This is a genomic window from Paenibacillus barengoltzii G22, assembly GCF_000403375.2.
Lineage (GTDB): Bacteria > Bacillota > Bacilli > Paenibacillales > Paenibacillaceae > Fontibacillus > Fontibacillus barengoltzii.
On the sequence record NZ_KE159655.1, the window covers coordinates 110,405 to 128,136 of the forward strand.

Below are 17,732 nucleotides of genomic sequence, written 5' to 3' on the forward strand. Positions count from 1 at the left end.
CAACAATTGATGTAAAGGTGTTAATAACCCATTCCAGGAAAAGCTTTTCTCCTCACTAAAGCAATAAGTGCTGGAGGACACAGGGTTTGACAAGAAATCATCCGCAGAACAGATCTCGGTTGCCGCTTGTGCTCCTATTCCCGCTGAAGCAGACCGCCCAGACCTAATTCGAGCATAGGTATTCTCGTCGAAATGCCCTGAAAACAATCTGCCGACGGATTGTCCTTGGGAATTTGGCTTAGGATATCGGAACTTGACCGCCCCACGCCGATTTCGGTTTCGCGTGCTTGAACCGTCATTCGCAACACTCTGGGATGACTTCATCATATTATTGAACCTCCTTTACCTTTATAAAGCCGTTTTTGTAAGCAGCCGCGTTCATCATTCGGATTTGCCGAATCGCATCACGTTGTGACTTGGTCCACGCCGGTGCGGCAAACACAACCTTTCCTTTCGGATCGTCCTTGGAGCGGCCAGCTCTCCCTGCCATTTGGACCAAAGAGGCTTCATCAAACAAATCGCTGTCCGCATCCACTATGTATACATCGCTTTTGGGTACGGTAACGCCACGCTCTAGTATCGTAGTCGTCACCAGCATGCGAATTCGTCCTTCCCGAAAAGCGAGCACTTTCTCATTCCGGTCTGGATCTATAGAAGAAGTCCCTTCAATAGGGAGTCCCGGAAAATAAGTGCGTAAAAGCTCGGTAAAAGCCGCAATTTGACGAATTCGGGTTACAAAGAGAAAAATTTGTGCCCCACGTTGAACGGAATGGCGCAGTAAGTGAAATAAAGCAGGGGGCAAAACGCGGCGGCGGAGACAAGCCTCCACGCTCGCCATAGTAATTCTCTCAGGAACCGGTAACGGATAGCCGTGATATCTTGCCGGCACTTTAGCATGCGGCAGCCGGCCCGCCCGAATCTCTCTTCGCATTCGCGCAGGCGGTGTCGCGGACAACAAAATAAAACGGCCCCCCGGTTTGCAAGCAGCCTCCGCTGCATAGTTCAACATCGGATCATTGTGATAGGGAAAAGCATCCAGCTCGTCAATCACGACCAAATCAAACGCCTGGTAAAACCGCATCAGTTGATGGGTTGTAGCCAGTATTAACCGCGCTTCTTCCCATCGCTGCGGGCTTCCTCCATATAAGACCGCCATCGGCTCCTCGGGAAAAGCCTTCGCCACCCGTGGGGCCAACTCCAGCACGACATCACGGCGTGGCGTCGCCACCAGCACCCGGCCGCCGCTATCCAATGCATAGCGCAGCAGCGGGAAAATCATTTCGGTTTTGCCGGCGCCGGTTACGGCCCAGAGTAGGAAGCGTGGCGGACGGGACCTGGTTTCCGTCCGGCGCAAGGGGGAACGCCGCGAGGCCAGAAGAAGAGCCGGCCTTCCGTGAGCCGTTGCTGCCACTTGCCGCTGCGCAGCAGCTTCCTGCGCTTGCGCCAGGAAGCGCAGCGCCTGCCCCGCCGCGCTGCGCTGGGCGGGGCTCAGCCCCCACCGGTCCAGCAAGGACCCGGTGGGGGCCAGGCCCGCGGCCGTGCCGCCTCCGGCACGCGGCGGCACGACGCCCGCGCTGCTGCCGCGCAGCAGCAGCGCGCAGGAGCGGCTGCGCCCGAGCGCGAGGCACGCCTCGCAGTAGGCGCAGCCGCGAGAGCCGCACGACCCGCAGGGCGTGCGGCGATGCACCCCGCTGCCGCAGCGCCGGCAGCGGGAGGTTCGGGCCCGGCGCCAGCGCGGGCCCGGGTTTGGGCGGGCGGAGGCCACGCCCGCCGTGAGCTGCACGCGCCCTTGCAGGTGCGCGTGCTGGAGGGCGGAACGCCAGACCGGGGCAAGGCCCGGCAGGCGTTCCGCCAGCAGCTGCTGGAGCTCGGCTTCCAGCAGCGAGCGGCCCGCCAGCGCAGCCGCCAGGCGCTGCGCCGCTTCGGCGAGCTCAGCCAGCTCGCCGCCCATGTCCTCTCGCTGTTGCTTTTCCAGCCCCGCGCCGCTCAGGTCCGCTGACAGTTCCTTCCCCTGTCTCACGCCGCCCCGATCCATCAACCTTAGTTCCGTCCTAAGATCCTCATGATTCTCGTCATTCCCGAGATGGTAAAACATTCGTCCCCATGCCGTGATTTGGCCCGCCTTCATCAGCCATCCCCGATGCCGCCCTATCCAAGCAGCTTTATCTAGCCGCTCAGCCGGATGAATGAGCTTCGCCTCCGCTTTAATCTCTTCCTGCAAAACCTGCAGCAAAAAAAGATCCCATTCCTGCTCTGTCCACCGATCCATCTCACGGAATGCCTTGAAGGAATCTCTAGCCTCAACCGCCCAACCGAACGGTAATCCTTCGGATAATAAATAGATTGCGTGCGCCTCTCGATCGAGCCACCACAACAAGTCAACGTGCAAATCTAAGCTAACACGAAGCTGCCATCCAGATTTAGTGCGTACGGCATACAGACTCCCTCTCACAATTTCCACCGTCCTCCTAATTTCTAACATCTTTATCCATATTTCAACAGTTTTCGGATAATTCCTCTTTTTCAGATCTTAGTTTTTTCAATTTCAAAATATCTCCGATACTTCGACTTCTTTCACCAAAATCCTCACACCTTCTGTCGCATCTTGGGCCCTATCAAGTTCCCCTATTGAGTTGTCCTGATGACCCGGAGATCCCTTTTCATTCGTAACGGAACTGAGCGACCTTATTTGCCTATTTCCCCGCTATTTCCCGGGCTAACGGAACCAGCAGACCTTATCCGACCAAAAAGAGAACAAAACTCCCATGTATAGTGCAAATAAGGTCTCCTCGTTCCGTTAAAATCCCCCGTCTTGTAATTCCAGGCTAATAACGCCCCTGTGTTCCGTTAGAACGGCTGTCCGCCTCACGCCAGGTGCTCTTTGCCCTTTCCCCACTACAAATTGCTCATGAATTCCACCGAATGGTGCCTAACATCATCCAGCAATCATGCTCACTCCCTGCCCCATCCGCTTCACACCACTGATCACCCCCTATCACTTCCAATGTCACTTCTTGATGCTCCTTCTCCTGCGCACCCAATCCAACTCCATGCACCATCGCCCCCATCTCACCCGTAAAAATGCAAAAAAGCACACTCCTCGGCTTCTCGCCATAAAAGAGTGTGCTTCACACTTTAATCTGCGCATAGCTATGCGCCTGCTTAGTCATATGTTGTTTACACATGGACATATGGAATTTTGTCCGCCTCCCGCGGTACGCGAAGGTCGATGCAGATCGGCGCATCCTCTGCCACCGTGGCCGCATACGCTTCCACATCCTCTTGCCGCACCACAGCCAAATCGATAACGGTGAGTTCCATTCCGCCTTGCTTTTGGAGCTTCCGCAAGATTGCCAGCGTATCGTCCTGCGAGCTTTCGTCCAATACCGTCACACGTAGATCTAAACTGCGCAGCCGCGCATACCACGAGAGCGCTCGCAAATACCATTCCATTTGGTTCTCATGATTGCTCGTCACCAAAATATAATGAACCCTGCGATTTCTCCGTTTTCCTTGCTGAACTATTCCATGCAAAACATGGACCAACGCCGCGGCTAAGCCGTAACTGAGAAGGATCCAGCCAATATAAGAAACCACCGTACCACCTCCCTTATAGCGACAATATATGCCGCCGCCAGGAGGTCGGTTACTGGGCTCGCACGGAAGGAGCCTCCACGCAAAGTATATCAACAAAATCCGTTGGCTTTCCACCAACTATGTATATTGGCCGGTGTCGTCGCTGGGAGAGGCGTTAAAAATGCAACCGGGACACCAGATGCATTTCCAGACATCGGATGTTACGGCAACTTCGCCTCACTTTTCAAGATCATGAATAAAATGGTAACCCCGGCCGCAAAAAGCCTCTCGTCCGTTCCCGTCAAGCTCGCCAAAGTGCAGCTTCGGAACGGTAAGCACAAATTCGATTGACCCCTGCAGTCTTACAGGGTGACCCAACCAAACTTAATCGCATTAATAACTGCTTGGGTACGATCGTCGACGTCCATTTTTTGCAAAATGCTGCTGACATGATTCTTAACCGTCTTCTCACTAATAAACAAATGCTCGCCAATCATCTTGTTGCTGCGGCCCTCCGCCATCAAGCGAAGCACTTCGGCCTCCCGACGTGTCAGCGGGTTGTCGTCACCAGCTACGAATTTCACGCCCGCTTCGCGGATCGCTGTATCCTCGGCAATCGCTCCCGTCTCGCTCAGGTATTCCATCCGGCGCAGCTGCTGAATCAATTTGCCCGTTACCTTCGGATGAATGAACGCATTGCCCTCCGCGACCGTACGAATCGCATTGATCAGGGACTCCGCCTCCATATCCTTGAGCAGGTAACCTGTCGCACCTTTGCGCAACGTTTCAAAAACATAGCTCTCATCGTCATGAATCGACAGAATGATGACCTTTACGTCCGGCAGCGCCTCGCGCAACTCGGCCGTAGCGTCCACGCCGTTCAGCAATGGCATGTTAATGTCCATCAGTACGATTTCCGGCTGAAGCTGCAAGCAGCTTTCCAGCACCTGGGCGCCGTCGCCGCATTCGCCAACGACTTCGATGTCTTCCTCCATATTCAAAATCCGCTTCAGACCCTCACGAAATAACTGGTGATCGTCCGCCAGGAGAACTTTAATCACTTGTCTGGTTCCACTAGTAAGACTATCCATCCTGGTACTCCTTTCTCTTATCTGAGTTGGTTGGGATATGAATGATGATTTTCGTGCCCAAGTTGGCCGCCGATTCAATTTCCATCCGGCCTTCGAGCAGCTCCACTCTCTCCCGCATGCCTATTAATCCAAAGTGTGTATGCTCTTTCGTCTTCTGTTCCAGCTGATCCACTTTGAAGCCTAACCCGTTGTCGGTTACCACAATACGGATCATTTGTGCCTGGTACGTGATTTCAACGCCTACATAAGTTGGAAAAGCATGCTTCGCCGCATTCGTCAACGCTTCCTGCACCAGTCGGAAGATCGCTGCCTCCATCGGAGAGGACAACCGGTGCTCTTTGCCCCGGGTTTCAAAGGTTGCTCTTATCTTCGTTTTTTCTTCGTAGTCATGTACATACTTCCGCAGCGTCGGAATCAATCCCAGATCATCCAATGCCATCGGCCGCAGGTTGAAAATAACCTTCCGCATTTCTTCCAAACTCGAGCGGACCTGTGCTTTCAAATCTACTATTTCGTCCTGCACTAGTTTAAATTCCTGCTTAGCAAGCATTCTTTCTACAATTTCCGTCCTTAGCACTAGATTGGCCAGAAGCTGGGCAGGACCGTCGTGAATCTCGCGGGAGATACGTTTTCGCTCCTCTTCCTGAGCCAAAATAATCTTCAATCCGATCAATTGACGGTTCTTCGCAGATTCCAAAATCCGGGTCACTTGTCCTAATTCACCGGAAAAGTACTCCAGCACGACGCTCATCTGCGAACTGATCGTCTCGGCGCGCTCCACCGACTTCTCCACGTTCCGCGCACGCTTCTGCAGTTCATCACGTCGAGCCTTCAAATACATTTCCTTCTCTCGGTAGATGAGCAGGTCGAGCTGGAGCTGAGTTGCCTTTTCATAGGCTTGCTTAATATCTTCCTCGGTATAACGCACGAAGTCCCGGCTGACTTCCGTCAGCCGGATGCGGGATTTCCGGTAGTTAACCTCGAGCTGGTCTACCTTCTCTACCGTTTCCGCCGTTTCCTTCATGACATTCTGTAACTCATTATTGAGCATCTTCAGCTCATTCCGGGCCGAATCTAGTATTTCCAGGATCTGCAGCTTGCTATTTTCCAATACGCTTACAGCGTTATTAATAACGCGATCTATGGCATCCGCTTGAAAATCCACACAATCCTTCTCCGTTTCTTAGTCCAAATAGTCCCAGACTAATCATATCATGATTCGAGGGTAATGGATTTGGTTTTCTGCTCCCAATTTACGCCAATTCCGAGCTGTTCAGAGACCAAACGTAATGGGACTAAAGTCCTTCCATTGACAATAATTGGCGCGACTTCCGCTTTGGAAGAGACCCCATTTAGCAAAAATGCCTTCTGCCCCACCGTCAACTCCAACACCATAGTACCGCGAGTTACCGTGATTTTTTTGGCTGCCCCGTTCCATGCTGCGTTCCCGCCAAAGACGTCCAGCACGTACTTGATCGGCACGTAGGTCGTATTGTCCTTAAGCAATGGAGCAACTTCCAGGTTTTGCTTCTTCCCGTTAACCGTCATCGACTTCTGGCCGATCACCATGACAGCCTTCGCACTTGGGAAGTCCGGGTTGCTGCCGCCGGCTGCAGGAGCCGTAAAGCGCACATTGTCAAAAGATACACTGCCCGTCAGCGCCCGTTCGTCCTGGCCTTCTTCGACGTTTACAACATAAAGGCGTTTCAGCTTCGCCGGGAACTTGATGTTATTGGCAGTCAGATCCGCCGTCAGCGTTTTCCAACCGGTGTAATCCATCGGACGAGCAAGGTCGATATAAACTGGCTTGCCATCCGCGTCAGACAATTCGGCGCGTACCCAGTTCAGACTCGCATCACCTAACACATCCACCGTCAAAGTCGTTGCATTATCCGGAATCGCTCTGCCGCTTGTGCCGTTAAATTGGGCATAAGCAAACTTGCTGCCGGTACCGCCGGTCAAATCGTAATCGAGCTTCAACACTTTGGAGTTTGCGTGCTCTCCGGTTCCTTGCACAATGCTCACGGTTCCTTTAGCTTCAGCCGGAAGACCGGTGAAGGAGATGGGGTAAGTCATGTTTTCGAAGCTTTCCCAGATCGTTTCAGTGGAAGCCGACAGCACGATCGGTGTTCCATTAAAGCCGTCATAGACGGGCGTCGCATACGCAAACTTCGCCCCATTGTTCACGGACTGCACTGTAAGCACACCGCCTTGTACGCTGGCTTTCATGCCGCTGAACGTCCATTTTACCGATTCCGCTGGAACGTCAACTGTACGTCCATCCTTCAGCTTCGCGGTAACGGCCACCGTAACGCTGGTTCCTGCTTGCAACGGAGCGAACGTTGTGCCCGGTGTCAGGCTTTCCAAGTCCGTTCCGCCCAGTACCTTCACATCCATGCTGGTTTTCGCTTGCCCGCTGGTAGCGGTAATTTTGGCCGTCCCTGCCTTCACACCTTTAAAGCCGCTGCCGGTCCAAACCACGTTACCGTTGCTAGCTTGCCAGGAAGCTTGGATGCCGCTCGTATCGATCGGATTGTAATACGTGTCATAGCCTTTCAGCGCGTACGGCACGGTTTGCCCGATGAACAACGTGGAAGAACCGCTGACCTTGAGACCAAGTAGCGAACCTTGCGGTGCCGTCGTAAATACGCCCAGCCCGTTTGCAACTGCCCGTTGCCCCGCCGCCCCGTTAGACGTCGTAAACGTGAGCTGCGGTGTCGTTTCCGCCAGCGGTCGCGTGACCATTGTCGTGGAGCCGCCGCCGTCCAGGTTCAAGCCTTTCCAGACACCGATTCCCGTCATGAAGCCTTGCAGCTCTTTCAGGGTGAGGCCGGTGCTGTTGCTGTTTTTCTCAGCTGTAATGATATAAGCCGTTTTCCCATCTTTGGAGTAACCTACTGCTGTCCGTGCTACGGCACTGCCTCCGCTGATTGAAGTTGTCGAACGGGTAAACGCTGACGCTTTGCCTTGATCGACCAGCAGGGTGTGACCGCCGATCATCATTTTCAGATCCGCCGGATCTACGAGTTGCCCGTCAGTCAAAGATTGCAGCTGATAGACTGCATCTACGCGCTGACCTACTTGCAGGTGAGCGGCTACATAATCCGCCGCCGTACCATGCGCCCGCAAAATATACCCATCTGCCGGCACCGGTCCCGGAATCGCCGCTTTGATGGAGATTTGTGTAATCACGCCGCCTTGCACCAGCACTTCGGTTGGCGTCGTTGAGCTGGCTGCCGGACGTTCCTCCGATTTCCAGGCACTCGTATAAATAAACATTTTATTCACGTGGCTGTATGCCTTATCTGGCTCGGTCATATAGGATTCCTGGTTAATGCCCGCGAGCGGGAACGTCGAACCATCCTCCGCGAACACCGTACCGCTGAAGCCAAAACGGTCGATCAGCGGAGTCCCGTCATTCCGCACGGCAAAAGCATACATCCCTTGCAGCTGAGCTGGGCTGGTCACAACCGTCCCTTTCGACACCGCCGGCCCCATCGGAACGCCTTGCCCGCCGGTCGCAAAGAAATCGCCGTTTACCCCGGCGACTGCCCCGGTTTCCTTGGCCATTCCTTCCACGCTTTGTCTCGTCGTTACTTGTCCTCCTTTGCCGGTCATCACGTCCAGTTGGACGTAAGGATTCGTCAAATCCACCTCAATAACATCGGTCAGCACCTTCACCGGTTTGCCCGAACGGGTTACCGTGTACTCGTATTTTACGAGCTTGGCTCCCGACGTGATCATTTCTTCACTAAGCTTCACCGTTTGACTTGCGGCTGCTTCCGCAGTCAAAGCCGGTCCCGCGATCGGTCCAATGCCAATCACAGGCTGAATCCATATCAATCCCGCCAGCGTGACTAAGGCGATGCGCTTACCGCCCTTTGTCACCAGGTGGGCCAACTTCGAGTTTTGACGTACGACAACTTCCAGATCCGTATTCACTTGGGTTTGTTTCGTTCCGGTTTCGTCTCTTCTGACTACCATTTTGTTAGACAACTCTCCCATCTGTTCATGCTTCTAACGTGCTTCTATTAAGCTAGTCCCTTATTAATAGACTACTTTTATGCCGAAAAGTTACGAAATTTAGCAAGATTGTTAAAGGAACCTATCAACTTCTTTACTTTTGTGGAATTGAAATGTGGGTAATGTGGATATTGGGGATAAATTCTGTGGAAAACTAGGATAACTTTTGTTTGATACTCCTATCGGATGTGCTTATCTTCTGTGGATAATGTGAATTTCGTGGATAACTTGTGAGCAAACATCCCCAAAAAGGGGGTCTCACTCCGCTTTGCTCAACTCCGAATACCAAACTTATGCACTTATGCACTTGCTCATTTACTCATTTGTCGCTAAGTCACTAAGTCACTTACCCGCTCAGCCGCTTACGCCTGCACGCCCCTTTTCACGACTCTTTTGCACGATGATCCCTTTCGTTCAGAACGACGGGGCCTTAATTTAGTTACCGTGCGGATCGCCCCTCAATGTAACGGCTGATAAGTCCTCTCTTACTGAACACCTTTTTAGCCCTTTTCCACAACCTGATGCAACGGGATAAACCCCGAAAGAGATCTGGCCATATGCATTCCCCTCCCACGTCAAAAAAAAATCCCGACACCAGGGTTCGTCCCCTAGTGCCGGGAATCATTGTGGATTAAATGTAGTTCAGTTTATCCAATACACGTTTCAGCATAACCGCCGCTTGCGCGCGGGTCGCATTGCCTTGCGGCTGGAACGTATTTGTCGTTATGCCCTGAATGATGCCTTCCTTCACGGCTTTAGCCACCGTGTCCTTGGACTGGATCTTCGCCGCATCCTTGAACTTCGTCAATGTTGCCGCGCTCGCTCCGTTCATCGACGTATTGTACCCGGCGTATTCCATCGCCCGCACCATCATCAGCGCCATTTGCTCCCGCGTGATGTTGCTGTTCGGCTTAAACGTGCCGTCGGTGTTGCCGTTAATAATCCCGGCCTTCGCCGCAGCCCCGATGTACGCCGCTGTCGTCCCAGAAGAAACGTCCGGGAAGCGACGGGCATAGGATTCATCTCCAGTTAGTCCGAGGCCTTTTGCAATGTAAACCGCAAACTCAGCACGGGTGATTTTTTTCTCCGGTTCAAACTTCGACCCCGAAGCAGCCGTTACGATCAAGCGACTGGCCAACTCATTAATGTCCGCACGAGCCCAATGCTTGGTCGTGTCAGAGAAGTAACTGTAGCCCACCGCCGGACCAACTACAGCATTGCCGTTAATCTTCCCATTAAAGATGATTGCACTGCCGCTAGTTGTTGTTTTAGACGGAACAAAAGATACGGTTTGTGTATTTACGTCATATTTCATAAGCAAAAATTGACCATTAGGCGAAGTATTTGTCGCTCGGAAGTAAAGTTGTCCGTTGTGGGACACCTCTACCGCGTTTTGCGAATTCACTCCGTTAAATGCTGACACATAGATTTGCACCGGGTCCGTCATCGGGGTTGTTGTGACTCCATTACTGTAGTTCGTCCCCGGTAATTGTGCTTTCGTGACCGTCTCCAGTTGAATGGTAAGATAAGCTGAGTTTAATGCACTGACATTAAGCAACCTGGAAATTTCGGTAAACGGAATCTTTTCCACCGGCAATTCATACATCACATGATTATATTTGACCATAAACGAAGCCGTTTTTCCTCGACTATAAACATCCATCAGTGCACTAAGTGGAACAACCACTTCTGCTGCTTTCTCGGTAGAAGGTACCTCAAATACCACTTTGCGGACTGAAGCGTTGCTGTCTACTAAATATCTAAAGGCCGTCTGCAGCTTGGTATTATCGATTGTATATTTTTTTGTTCCTGCGCCTAAACGCGACCGGCTGTCAGTAGCTTGGGCCGTATTCACGTTTAACAGATATCCACTAACTCCGAACTGAGCATTACTCATGACGGTCAGATAATCCGGTTGGACCCCGTTTGGCGTTGTAGACTGACCACCCATTAAGTTTTGTACCGATAAATTATTAAAGCTTTTTATCATGTTGCCCAGATTATCATATAAAGGTGCCGCACCTGTCAGATAGGACAATGTTACGACCTGCCCGGCTGTTACAGCAGAGCTCAGTTTCAGGATGACCGTATTGCCACTAATAGTCGCGGATTGAACCCCACGGTTCACGTTATCCACATTTACGTAGAATTGATTAACCGGAACATATGACGCCGACTTCAATGTAGAATTGAACGTTATGGTTAGCGTATCTCCCGTGACCGTGGCTGAACGAACCCCCTCAACTACGGTACTGTATGTTACCGGCTGCAGGTTGATGTAACCCGCCAGGTTTCCATTTAGATCCGCGATGCCACCTGTACCCGATACATAAGATAACGTTACGTTCTGATCTTTTGTAAATGACGAAGCCAAGGTTAGGATCACTTGGTTGGATACAATTTCAACACCTGTGACATATACCGGTGCATTATTAACCAGTATCGAAAATTGGCTTTTTAACGGTGTCGGGCTGGTACGCAATGCTTCATTATACGTTAAGATCACTTTGTTGCCAGAACCCTCAACCCCTTGAAATACAGGTGCCACTGAATCATATGTGTTGCGAACAAAGTAATCGGTGAAGCCCGCGATATCAAAACCGCGGTAATCCTGCAGTGGATAAGAACCTGGTGTATAGGATACTTTGACAACATCACCGTTCGAAATCAAGCTGGACAAATACAGCGTAATGGTTGAGCCGCTATGGGATAGACTACTTATCCCCCTGGAACTTCCATTAGCCGTAACCGTGAATTGTTGATAAGCATAACTCGAAGGGCTCTTAAGTGAATCACTAAAATACAACGTGACCGTGTTGCTTGTTGCATACCCGTCTTTTGGCTTCGGCATAACCGAGTCAATCCCGTTAGTAACTACTTTTCCGGTGAAGGCAGCCGCAGCATTTCCGGCCACATCCCGAATCCCCGAAGTGCTACCCGTATAACTGATTTTCACATCCTGCCCGACAGCTACACCAGTCTCTAGGTTTACATATACAGCATCCCCGGATACGGTAACATAACTAATCCGACGTGTTTCTCCATTCACCGTCACTGTGAAATAGGAAGTGGGCAAATTTGAAGTGGACAGCAATGGCTCATTGTACAATAATCGAATAGCTGTGTTGCTATACATCGTTGCGCTTTGAAGTACGGGTGCAGTTTTATCAGGAGCAGCAGTTTGGAAGCTCCAACGATTACTTCCACTTATTCCTGCATAATAAATTAATGTATTCTGAGCATCGTAAATCCCGTTCCCCGCAATTTCAATATAATAACTAGTACCCGCCTCCAGCGTTGAACTTGTTGGATAGATCGTCACAAGATTGGAACTCGCCGACACCGTAATAGGTACGATTGCATTGTTGCTAGATTTTTTAAGCGTAATTCCCCCATTTGCAACACCAGGATTCAATCTAATATTTCGGTTAAACGTAATCGTTGGCTTGGTGTTGATGCTGACATTCGTACTCCCATTGCCCGGACTAAAGGATGCAGATAGTGCCGTCGTTGAAGACTTGGCTGTCGTAAAAGACCAGCTATAGGCTGCCGTAGTTTCACCGCTTCCTTCGATAGTAAAAGCATCCTCAGGCAAAGAAACGGTGTACACTGTGTTATATTGCAATAAAGTTGGCGGCGTCAGTACAATAGAATCTCTATAAGTAGATTCCGTAACGGTAACTTCTTTTTTATCCGTCACTCCACCCGCACTTGTGGAAATTGTATACATCTGCGTGCCGTTTGTCTTGATTTTCGCCCCCGGAACACTTATCTGCAGTTTGATGTCAACTGGAACATTCGTAGAACCGTTCGCGGGAACGACAGTAGGTGATGGTGCAGTGGCACTTGCCGCGCTCGCAACGTCCTCTCCCCATACTCCTATGAACATGTTAAATATCATCGCAATAACAATCCATAACGAGAGTTTCTTTTTCATTTCCTTTCCCCTTCCCCGGTTGCAATCCTATATGTAAAGTAAAAAATGATACGAGTTCAAGACATACCTATAATTAATAACGGCAAAAGGTAGCAGCGAGTTTAGAATTCAGAGAATAAAAAAAGGATACTCACCCAAATAGATGAATATCCTTGTCTTAAACAATATACAATTACAGCCCTGCTTGTGCCTTCAACAACTCGGCCTTGTCCACTCTTTCCCAAGGCAGATCGATGTCCGTACGGCCAAAATGACCATAAGCAGCAGTTTGACGATAAATCGGGCGACGCAGATCCATCATACGAATGATGCCCGCTGGGCGCAGGTCGAAGTTCTCCCGCACAAGCTCCACCAGCTTCTCTTCCGGTACTTTACCAGTTCCATACGTATCGACGTTGATGGAGACCGGGTTGGCAACGCCAATCGCATATGCCAATTGGATTTCCACTTTATCAGCCAGCCCTGCAGCAACCAGGTTTTTCGCTACGTAACGAGCGGCATACGCTGCAGATCGGTCTACCTTTGTCGGGTCTTTCCCCGAGAAAGCCCCGCCGCCATGACGAGCATAACCGCCATACGTATCTACAATGATTTTGCGTCCGGTCAGGCCGGCATCCCCTTGAGGTCCGCCAATAACAAAACGCCCTGTCGGGTTAATAAAATATTTCGTATCCCCGTCCAGCAGCTCCGCGGGAACGACAGGGAGGATAACATGCTGCTTAATATCTCTTTGAATTTGATCCAAAGTAATTTCCTCAGCATGCTGCGTAGATACGACAATCGTGTCTACACGTTTCGGCTTGCCGTCAATATATTCAATCGTCACCTGGGTTTTACCGTCGGGACGAAGATAATCTAGCGTTCCGTCTTTACGCACTTCGGAAAGGCGGCGTGCAATCCGATGTGAAAGGGCTATCGGTAACGGCATTAACTCCGGTGTTTCGTTGGTAGCAAACCCGAACATTAAGCCCTGGTCGCCAGCCCCGATATTTTCTGTCTCTTTATCGACCTGTGCCTGATCGCGACTTTCCAGAGCGGCGTTTACGCCTTGCGCGATATCAGCCGACTGTTCATTCAGCGATGTCAGAACGGCGCAGGTACTGTAGTCAAAACCATATTTAGCACGCGTATAGCCGATTTCCTTAACCGTCTTACGAACGATCGCTGGAATATCGACATACTCGGATTTCGTACTGATCTCCCCGATGACCAGCACCAATCCGGTAGCTACAGACACTTCGCAGGCTACCCGAGCATAAGGGTCATTTGCCAAAAAAGCATCAAGTACCGCATCGGAAATTTGGTCACAAATTTTATCCGGGTGCCCTTCAGTAACAGACTCGGAAGTAAATAGGTGTCGCCCTTGTACGGACATAGTTTCAACCTCCCTTGGATAGTATGGCTACAGCCTGTCTATCCAATACAATATAAAGCCCAATCAAAAAATGAACCTTTCCCAAATCGGAAAAGGTTGGATTAACATCCTCAAAGGAAATAGTATCGCATTTGCCAAGTCATGTCAAAATAATTCATGACTTTTGTGGAATAATTTATAGGATGAAGTTCTGTTCGGCATGCGCGATGAGGCGTTTCGTAATTTCCCCGCCGACAGAGCCGTTTTCACGGGAAGTTAGGTGTCCCCAGCCTCCGCCAGAGCTTTGCCCCCCGCCAAGAGTACCCAGTTCACCAGCGAACTCTGTATCCGCTCCAGATCCTGTCGCGCCATACCCTACAGGCAAACCAAGCTCAGCGGCAATTTCATATTTCCATTGCTGCAACACTTGACGACTTTCCGGTACGATTTTCCGATTACCTCTTGCCATAATCCAGACACCTCCTGAGAAATTGGTTTCAGGAGTAGCATAGCCTCACTTTACCTTCGTTACGCTCAGGAAGTATTGTCTGTACTGCCCAATCCTTCCAAGCAACCGCGTGTCCGGGCATTCTCGGGCTATTTAATTTGGTATCCGCCCCGTACCATGACCGTTAAGTTGTGGGTATCGCCTTCTTGAACTTGAATCCCCCGGCCTTCTCTTGGGAAAGATAACAGGTGATTATTCGTAACTGTGCCGCCATTCGGAATATCCTTACCGTCGGTAAGATCCGCAACCCCGTTGGCATCCGCGCTATAAACGACTGCTTTGCCGGCGCGAACAATAAACTCCGCCCCTGCAGAAGCAATGAGGATCTTGCCTGGTTTGACTTCCACGATTTTTATCTCATCACTACTGGAACTGCTCCCAGTATCTCCAGTGGAAGGCGCGCTTGGTGAACTGGAGACTCCACCACCAAGAGCTTGCTGAATCGCTTGATCAACGTAGCTCTTCGTAACCACGGGGTCATCTGCGGTTCCTGGCGTCGTCCCTGCCCCTTCCGCCTGCATATTCAGCAGCGATCCTGCCCAAACACTGCCGCCAATCAATACCACGGCCGTTGCGATTTTCCAACCCGTCTTCATCATGTTCCTCCTCTATGACTCTGTTATGTCTATGATAGAGGTTTTGGTAGAAAGGAACAAGCCCAAATCCGGAGGGGATTTGGGCTTGTGATAAGTTAAGTTGTTTACTCGTAAAGAGACGAGTTGCTGTAATAGGCTGAAGAGGTAGCAATTTTGGTTTTCTCCCCTTGGTAAGAATCATAAATAGAGAATTGGAAGCCACCTGTTCTTGAGGTTGCAAAGATAGGATCGTTGATAACATAGGAGTATGATTGATTTCCACCAACAACAAAGTCTTTCTCCAACTCAATTTCTTTCTCAAAACGAGCACCACTGGAATCTACCACTTCGAGAATAAACTTGTGTTGGAAAGTCCCCATCTCAAAAGCCAAATCCCGGCTGAGATCGTATTTCAATTTAACCTGAAGTCCTGAAGAACTTGTGTTCCCAACGACTTCTTTTACGGATAAAGTATATGGGAACAATTGAATATCTTTCAAGGTATTCTTGACATCTCTGCTATCAAGATTTAGCTCCATCGCTGAAGCATTCACGTAACCCGTCGGAGTACCCTCCGGCGTAGTAAATTTATTATCCGAAATGCTTTCACCAATTACCAGCTTCCAGTTAGATACTACCGTCCCCTTTGGAACTCTAGCAGAGAATGTGACAATGCTTGCCGCTTCAGGACCTATGCTCCGTTTAACTTGATTTACTTCAGCTTTATAATATTGGCCCTGATCCGTTAGGAAGTACCCCGTAAGCATAGGAGGAACAGTCTGTTTATTTTCTCGGTTTTTCAAGATAAGCTCTGTGTAAATAATGTCGTTCGTGCTTCCTTTATACATGTAGGTTTTACGTGTTTGTAAATCGGACTTTTTCCCAGCAGTATCCAAATTAAAATAAGAGCCATCGGCTATGACATCAAGATCACTGGTCTTCCCATAGTTTGAAAACATCACCCAGTTGCTTGTTTTTTCTGCACTTAATTTTTGCAGCAATTGTACTTGTAATTGAGAGAAACTCAAACTTGATGGAATATTGGCTGCCACATATACACTTGCCTTTTCGCCAACACCAAGAACTTGCGTTGTGTTACTATTGATCAACTGAACTGTACCGCTTAATTCAGTTAAATCCAGTTTGTACGCCCCAGCAAATTCAGGGAGTTTAGCCGCCTTTGTTCCTTTATTTGTAATGGTTATTTTGGTAGCCAGAATATTCCCATCTTCCCAAGGGAGTTTTTGGATGTCATCAAGGGTAACACCAAAGGTTCCATCATTATTTTTGACAATCCGCTCTTGACCGATGGCATATTGCATCTCAATATAATCCGGCAACTTATATCCGGCTATAGGATACGCAGTCGCTAGATTATTCGTTGAAGGCGTTTTCCCGGTAGAACTTGATGAACCCGCTGGCGTTTTTAAAATCAATTCTAAAGCATCTGAGTTTGCAATAACCGGTATTGTTCCGTCGATAGAGATTATTTGCTCTTCTCCAGGTTCCAGAACCGTTTCAGACAGGCCGCTTGCTGTCAGCGAATAACTTTTTGAACCAGATTGAATTTCAAAAGCATAGTTCGGTAAAGTAACGGCCTGATCCCCTTTATTGGTCAATGCGAATTGGATCGAAAGATTGCTTTGTCCAAAGCTTTGATTACGCGAAACACTAACGATTCTAGTAGAGATGGGACTGTTATCAATCATTAATATTTTTTCTTTGTTAACAGCTGTCACCGAGTTCTGGCCTTTTTTCGTTCCTAAATTCAATGTGGCTATAGGCAAATCCGTTTTTGTAGATTCATCTGTCTGAACAAGTAGCAACTGAAGATTTGCCAAGTTTACCGTTTTAGGTATTTTCGCAATCAAATTCAGTGTTTTTCCTTCTTGCGGGTAAATCTGAAGATTAGAACTCGTTCCGTCTGAGGTCAAAGCAAAAGGTGTTCCGCTCGGAGTTTGGATGACATATTTGAGATTAGGATTTTCTATTGTTTTTGAACCTAAATTATGTAATTGTAATGCTACACTTACATAATTATTAGCACCCAATCCAATAACACTTACATTACTGACCTTTACATTTGCTGAATAATCACCAAAGGTAATTTTTCGCGTCGTATTAACAGGCGTTGCAACAGTATAAGATGCTGGTATTTTAATTGTTCCTAAGACTTGCTCATATCCAGAAATACTAAAGTTCCATTTAAGCACCTGGAAATTAAGATCACTGTACTTCAAGCCTTTTGCAATCTTAGTAGTGTACGTAACAGAAACAGACGAACCAGGCACTACTTTCTTCTTATCCTTATCTGAATTTATTGCAGATACACTATAAATCACTCCAGATGTTGTTTTAACTTTAGACCAATAATCCAGCAGCGATAAAGCCGTGCTTCCATTGTTATGAAAAGTCAGCGTATAGGTCAATACACTTCCGTCATCCTGAGACAAAATATTGACATTTGTCAATTTGACGGTACTCTTCGCCCCGATATTCACACCTGCCAGATTATTAAGAGTTTTCACCGATGCTTGAGTTGTAGATTTTACTTTGGTATTCGTTGCAGCAGCCTCTACGTATCCTGCAGCGCTCTGGCTCATTAATGCAGCAACAGCCAATGATGCCACGATCAACTTCGTTCTACTCAATATTAAATCCTCCTATT

At 49.3% G+C, this 17,732-nt stretch carries 11 protein-coding genes; all 11 read right to left on the reverse strand.

The features are described from left to right. Positions 1 to 134 precede the first annotated feature (134 nt). Complete coding sequence (locus C812_RS22620) at positions 135 to 299, reverse strand: hypothetical protein (protein WP_167669340.1); 165 nt, start codon at positions 297 to 299, stop codon at positions 135 to 137. Positions 300 to 328: 29 nt separating this feature from the next. Beyond that, complete coding sequence (locus tag C812_RS22625; protein WP_016314141.1) at positions 329 to 2,452, reverse strand: ATP-dependent helicase ComFA; 2,124 nt, start codon at positions 2,450 to 2,452, stop codon at positions 329 to 331. Positions 2,453 to 3,177: 725 nt separating this feature from the next. Then, positions 3,178 to 3,597, reverse strand: a complete 420-nt coding sequence (locus C812_RS18325) for a hypothetical protein (RefSeq protein WP_016314142.1) — start codon at positions 3,595 to 3,597, stop codon at positions 3,178 to 3,180. A 341-nt stretch (positions 3,598 to 3,938) separates the two neighbouring features. Further along, on the reverse strand, positions 3,939 to 4,667 hold the full coding sequence (locus C812_RS18335; RefSeq protein ID WP_009225330.1) for a response regulator: 729 nt from the start codon (positions 4,665 to 4,667) through the stop codon (positions 3,939 to 3,941). Continuing rightward, positions 4,660 to 5,832: a sensor histidine kinase gene (locus tag C812_RS18340; RefSeq protein ID WP_009225329.1), complete on the reverse strand. Its 1,173-nt coding sequence runs from the start codon at positions 5,830 to 5,832 to the stop codon at positions 4,660 to 4,662. The genes C812_RS18335 and C812_RS18340 overlap by 8 nt, the downstream gene beginning before the upstream one ends. A gap of 47 nt (positions 5,833 to 5,879) precedes the next feature. Then, positions 5,880 to 8,651: a stalk domain-containing protein gene (locus tag C812_RS18345; RefSeq protein WP_244268361.1), complete on the reverse strand. Its 2,772-nt coding sequence runs from the start codon at positions 8,649 to 8,651 to the stop codon at positions 5,880 to 5,882. A 670-nt stretch (positions 8,652 to 9,321) separates the two neighbouring features. Then, entirely contained in the window at positions 9,322 to 12,627 is a 3,306-nt protein-coding gene (locus tag C812_RS18350; protein ID WP_016314144.1) for a SwmB domain-containing protein, read from the reverse strand. 172 nt (positions 12,628 to 12,799) lie between these two features. After that, positions 12,800 to 14,002: a methionine adenosyltransferase gene (gene metK, locus C812_RS18355; protein WP_016314145.1), complete on the reverse strand. Its 1,203-nt coding sequence runs from the start codon at positions 14,000 to 14,002 to the stop codon at positions 12,800 to 12,802. Positions 14,003 to 14,177: 175 nt separating this feature from the next. Next, positions 14,178 to 14,450, reverse strand: coding sequence for an alpha/beta-type small acid-soluble spore protein (locus C812_RS18360; RefSeq protein ID WP_016314146.1), 273 nt, complete (start codon positions 14,448 to 14,450; stop codon positions 14,178 to 14,180). A gap of 128 nt (positions 14,451 to 14,578) precedes the next feature. Further along, the gene (locus tag C812_RS18365) at positions 14,579 to 15,085 is read right to left on the reverse strand and encodes a hypothetical protein (RefSeq protein ID WP_016314147.1); all 507 of its coding nucleotides are present in this window, start codon (positions 15,083 to 15,085) and stop codon (positions 14,579 to 14,581) included. 104 nt (positions 15,086 to 15,189) lie between these two features. Continuing rightward, the gene (locus C812_RS18370) at positions 15,190 to 17,715 is read right to left on the reverse strand and encodes a hypothetical protein (protein ID WP_016314148.1); all 2,526 of its coding nucleotides are present in this window, start codon (positions 17,713 to 17,715) and stop codon (positions 15,190 to 15,192) included. Between the last annotated feature and the right edge of the window lie 17 nt (positions 17,716 to 17,732).

What these genes read in the sequence shown, in the direction of transcription:
- C812_RS18360 (WP_016314146.1), bottom strand. Translation starts at nt 14,450, where the DNA reads ATGGCAAGAGGTAATCGGAAAATCGTACCGGAAAGTCGTCAAGTGTTG.
- C812_RS18335 (WP_009225330.1), bottom strand. Translation starts at nt 4,667, where the DNA reads ATGGATAGTCTTACTAGTGGAACCAGACAAGTGATTAAAGTTCTCCTG.
- C812_RS18345 (WP_244268361.1), bottom strand. Translation starts at nt 8,651, where the DNA reads ATGGTAGTCAGAAGAGACGAAACCGGAACGAAACAAACCCAAGTGAAT.
- C812_RS22620 (WP_167669340.1), bottom strand. Translation starts at nt 299, where the DNA reads ATGACGGTTCAAGCACGCGAAACCGAAATCGGCGTGGGGCGGTCAAGT.
- C812_RS18365 (WP_016314147.1), bottom strand. Translation starts at nt 15,085, where the DNA reads ATGAAGACGGGTTGGAAAATCGCAACGGCCGTGGTATTGATTGGCGGC.
- metK (WP_016314145.1), bottom strand. Translation starts at nt 14,002, where the DNA reads ATGTCCGTACAAGGGCGACACCTATTTACTTCCGAGTCTGTTACTGAA.
- C812_RS18350 (WP_016314144.1), bottom strand. Translation starts at nt 12,627, where the DNA reads ATGAAAAAGAAACTCTCGTTATGGATTGTTATTGCGATGATATTTAAC.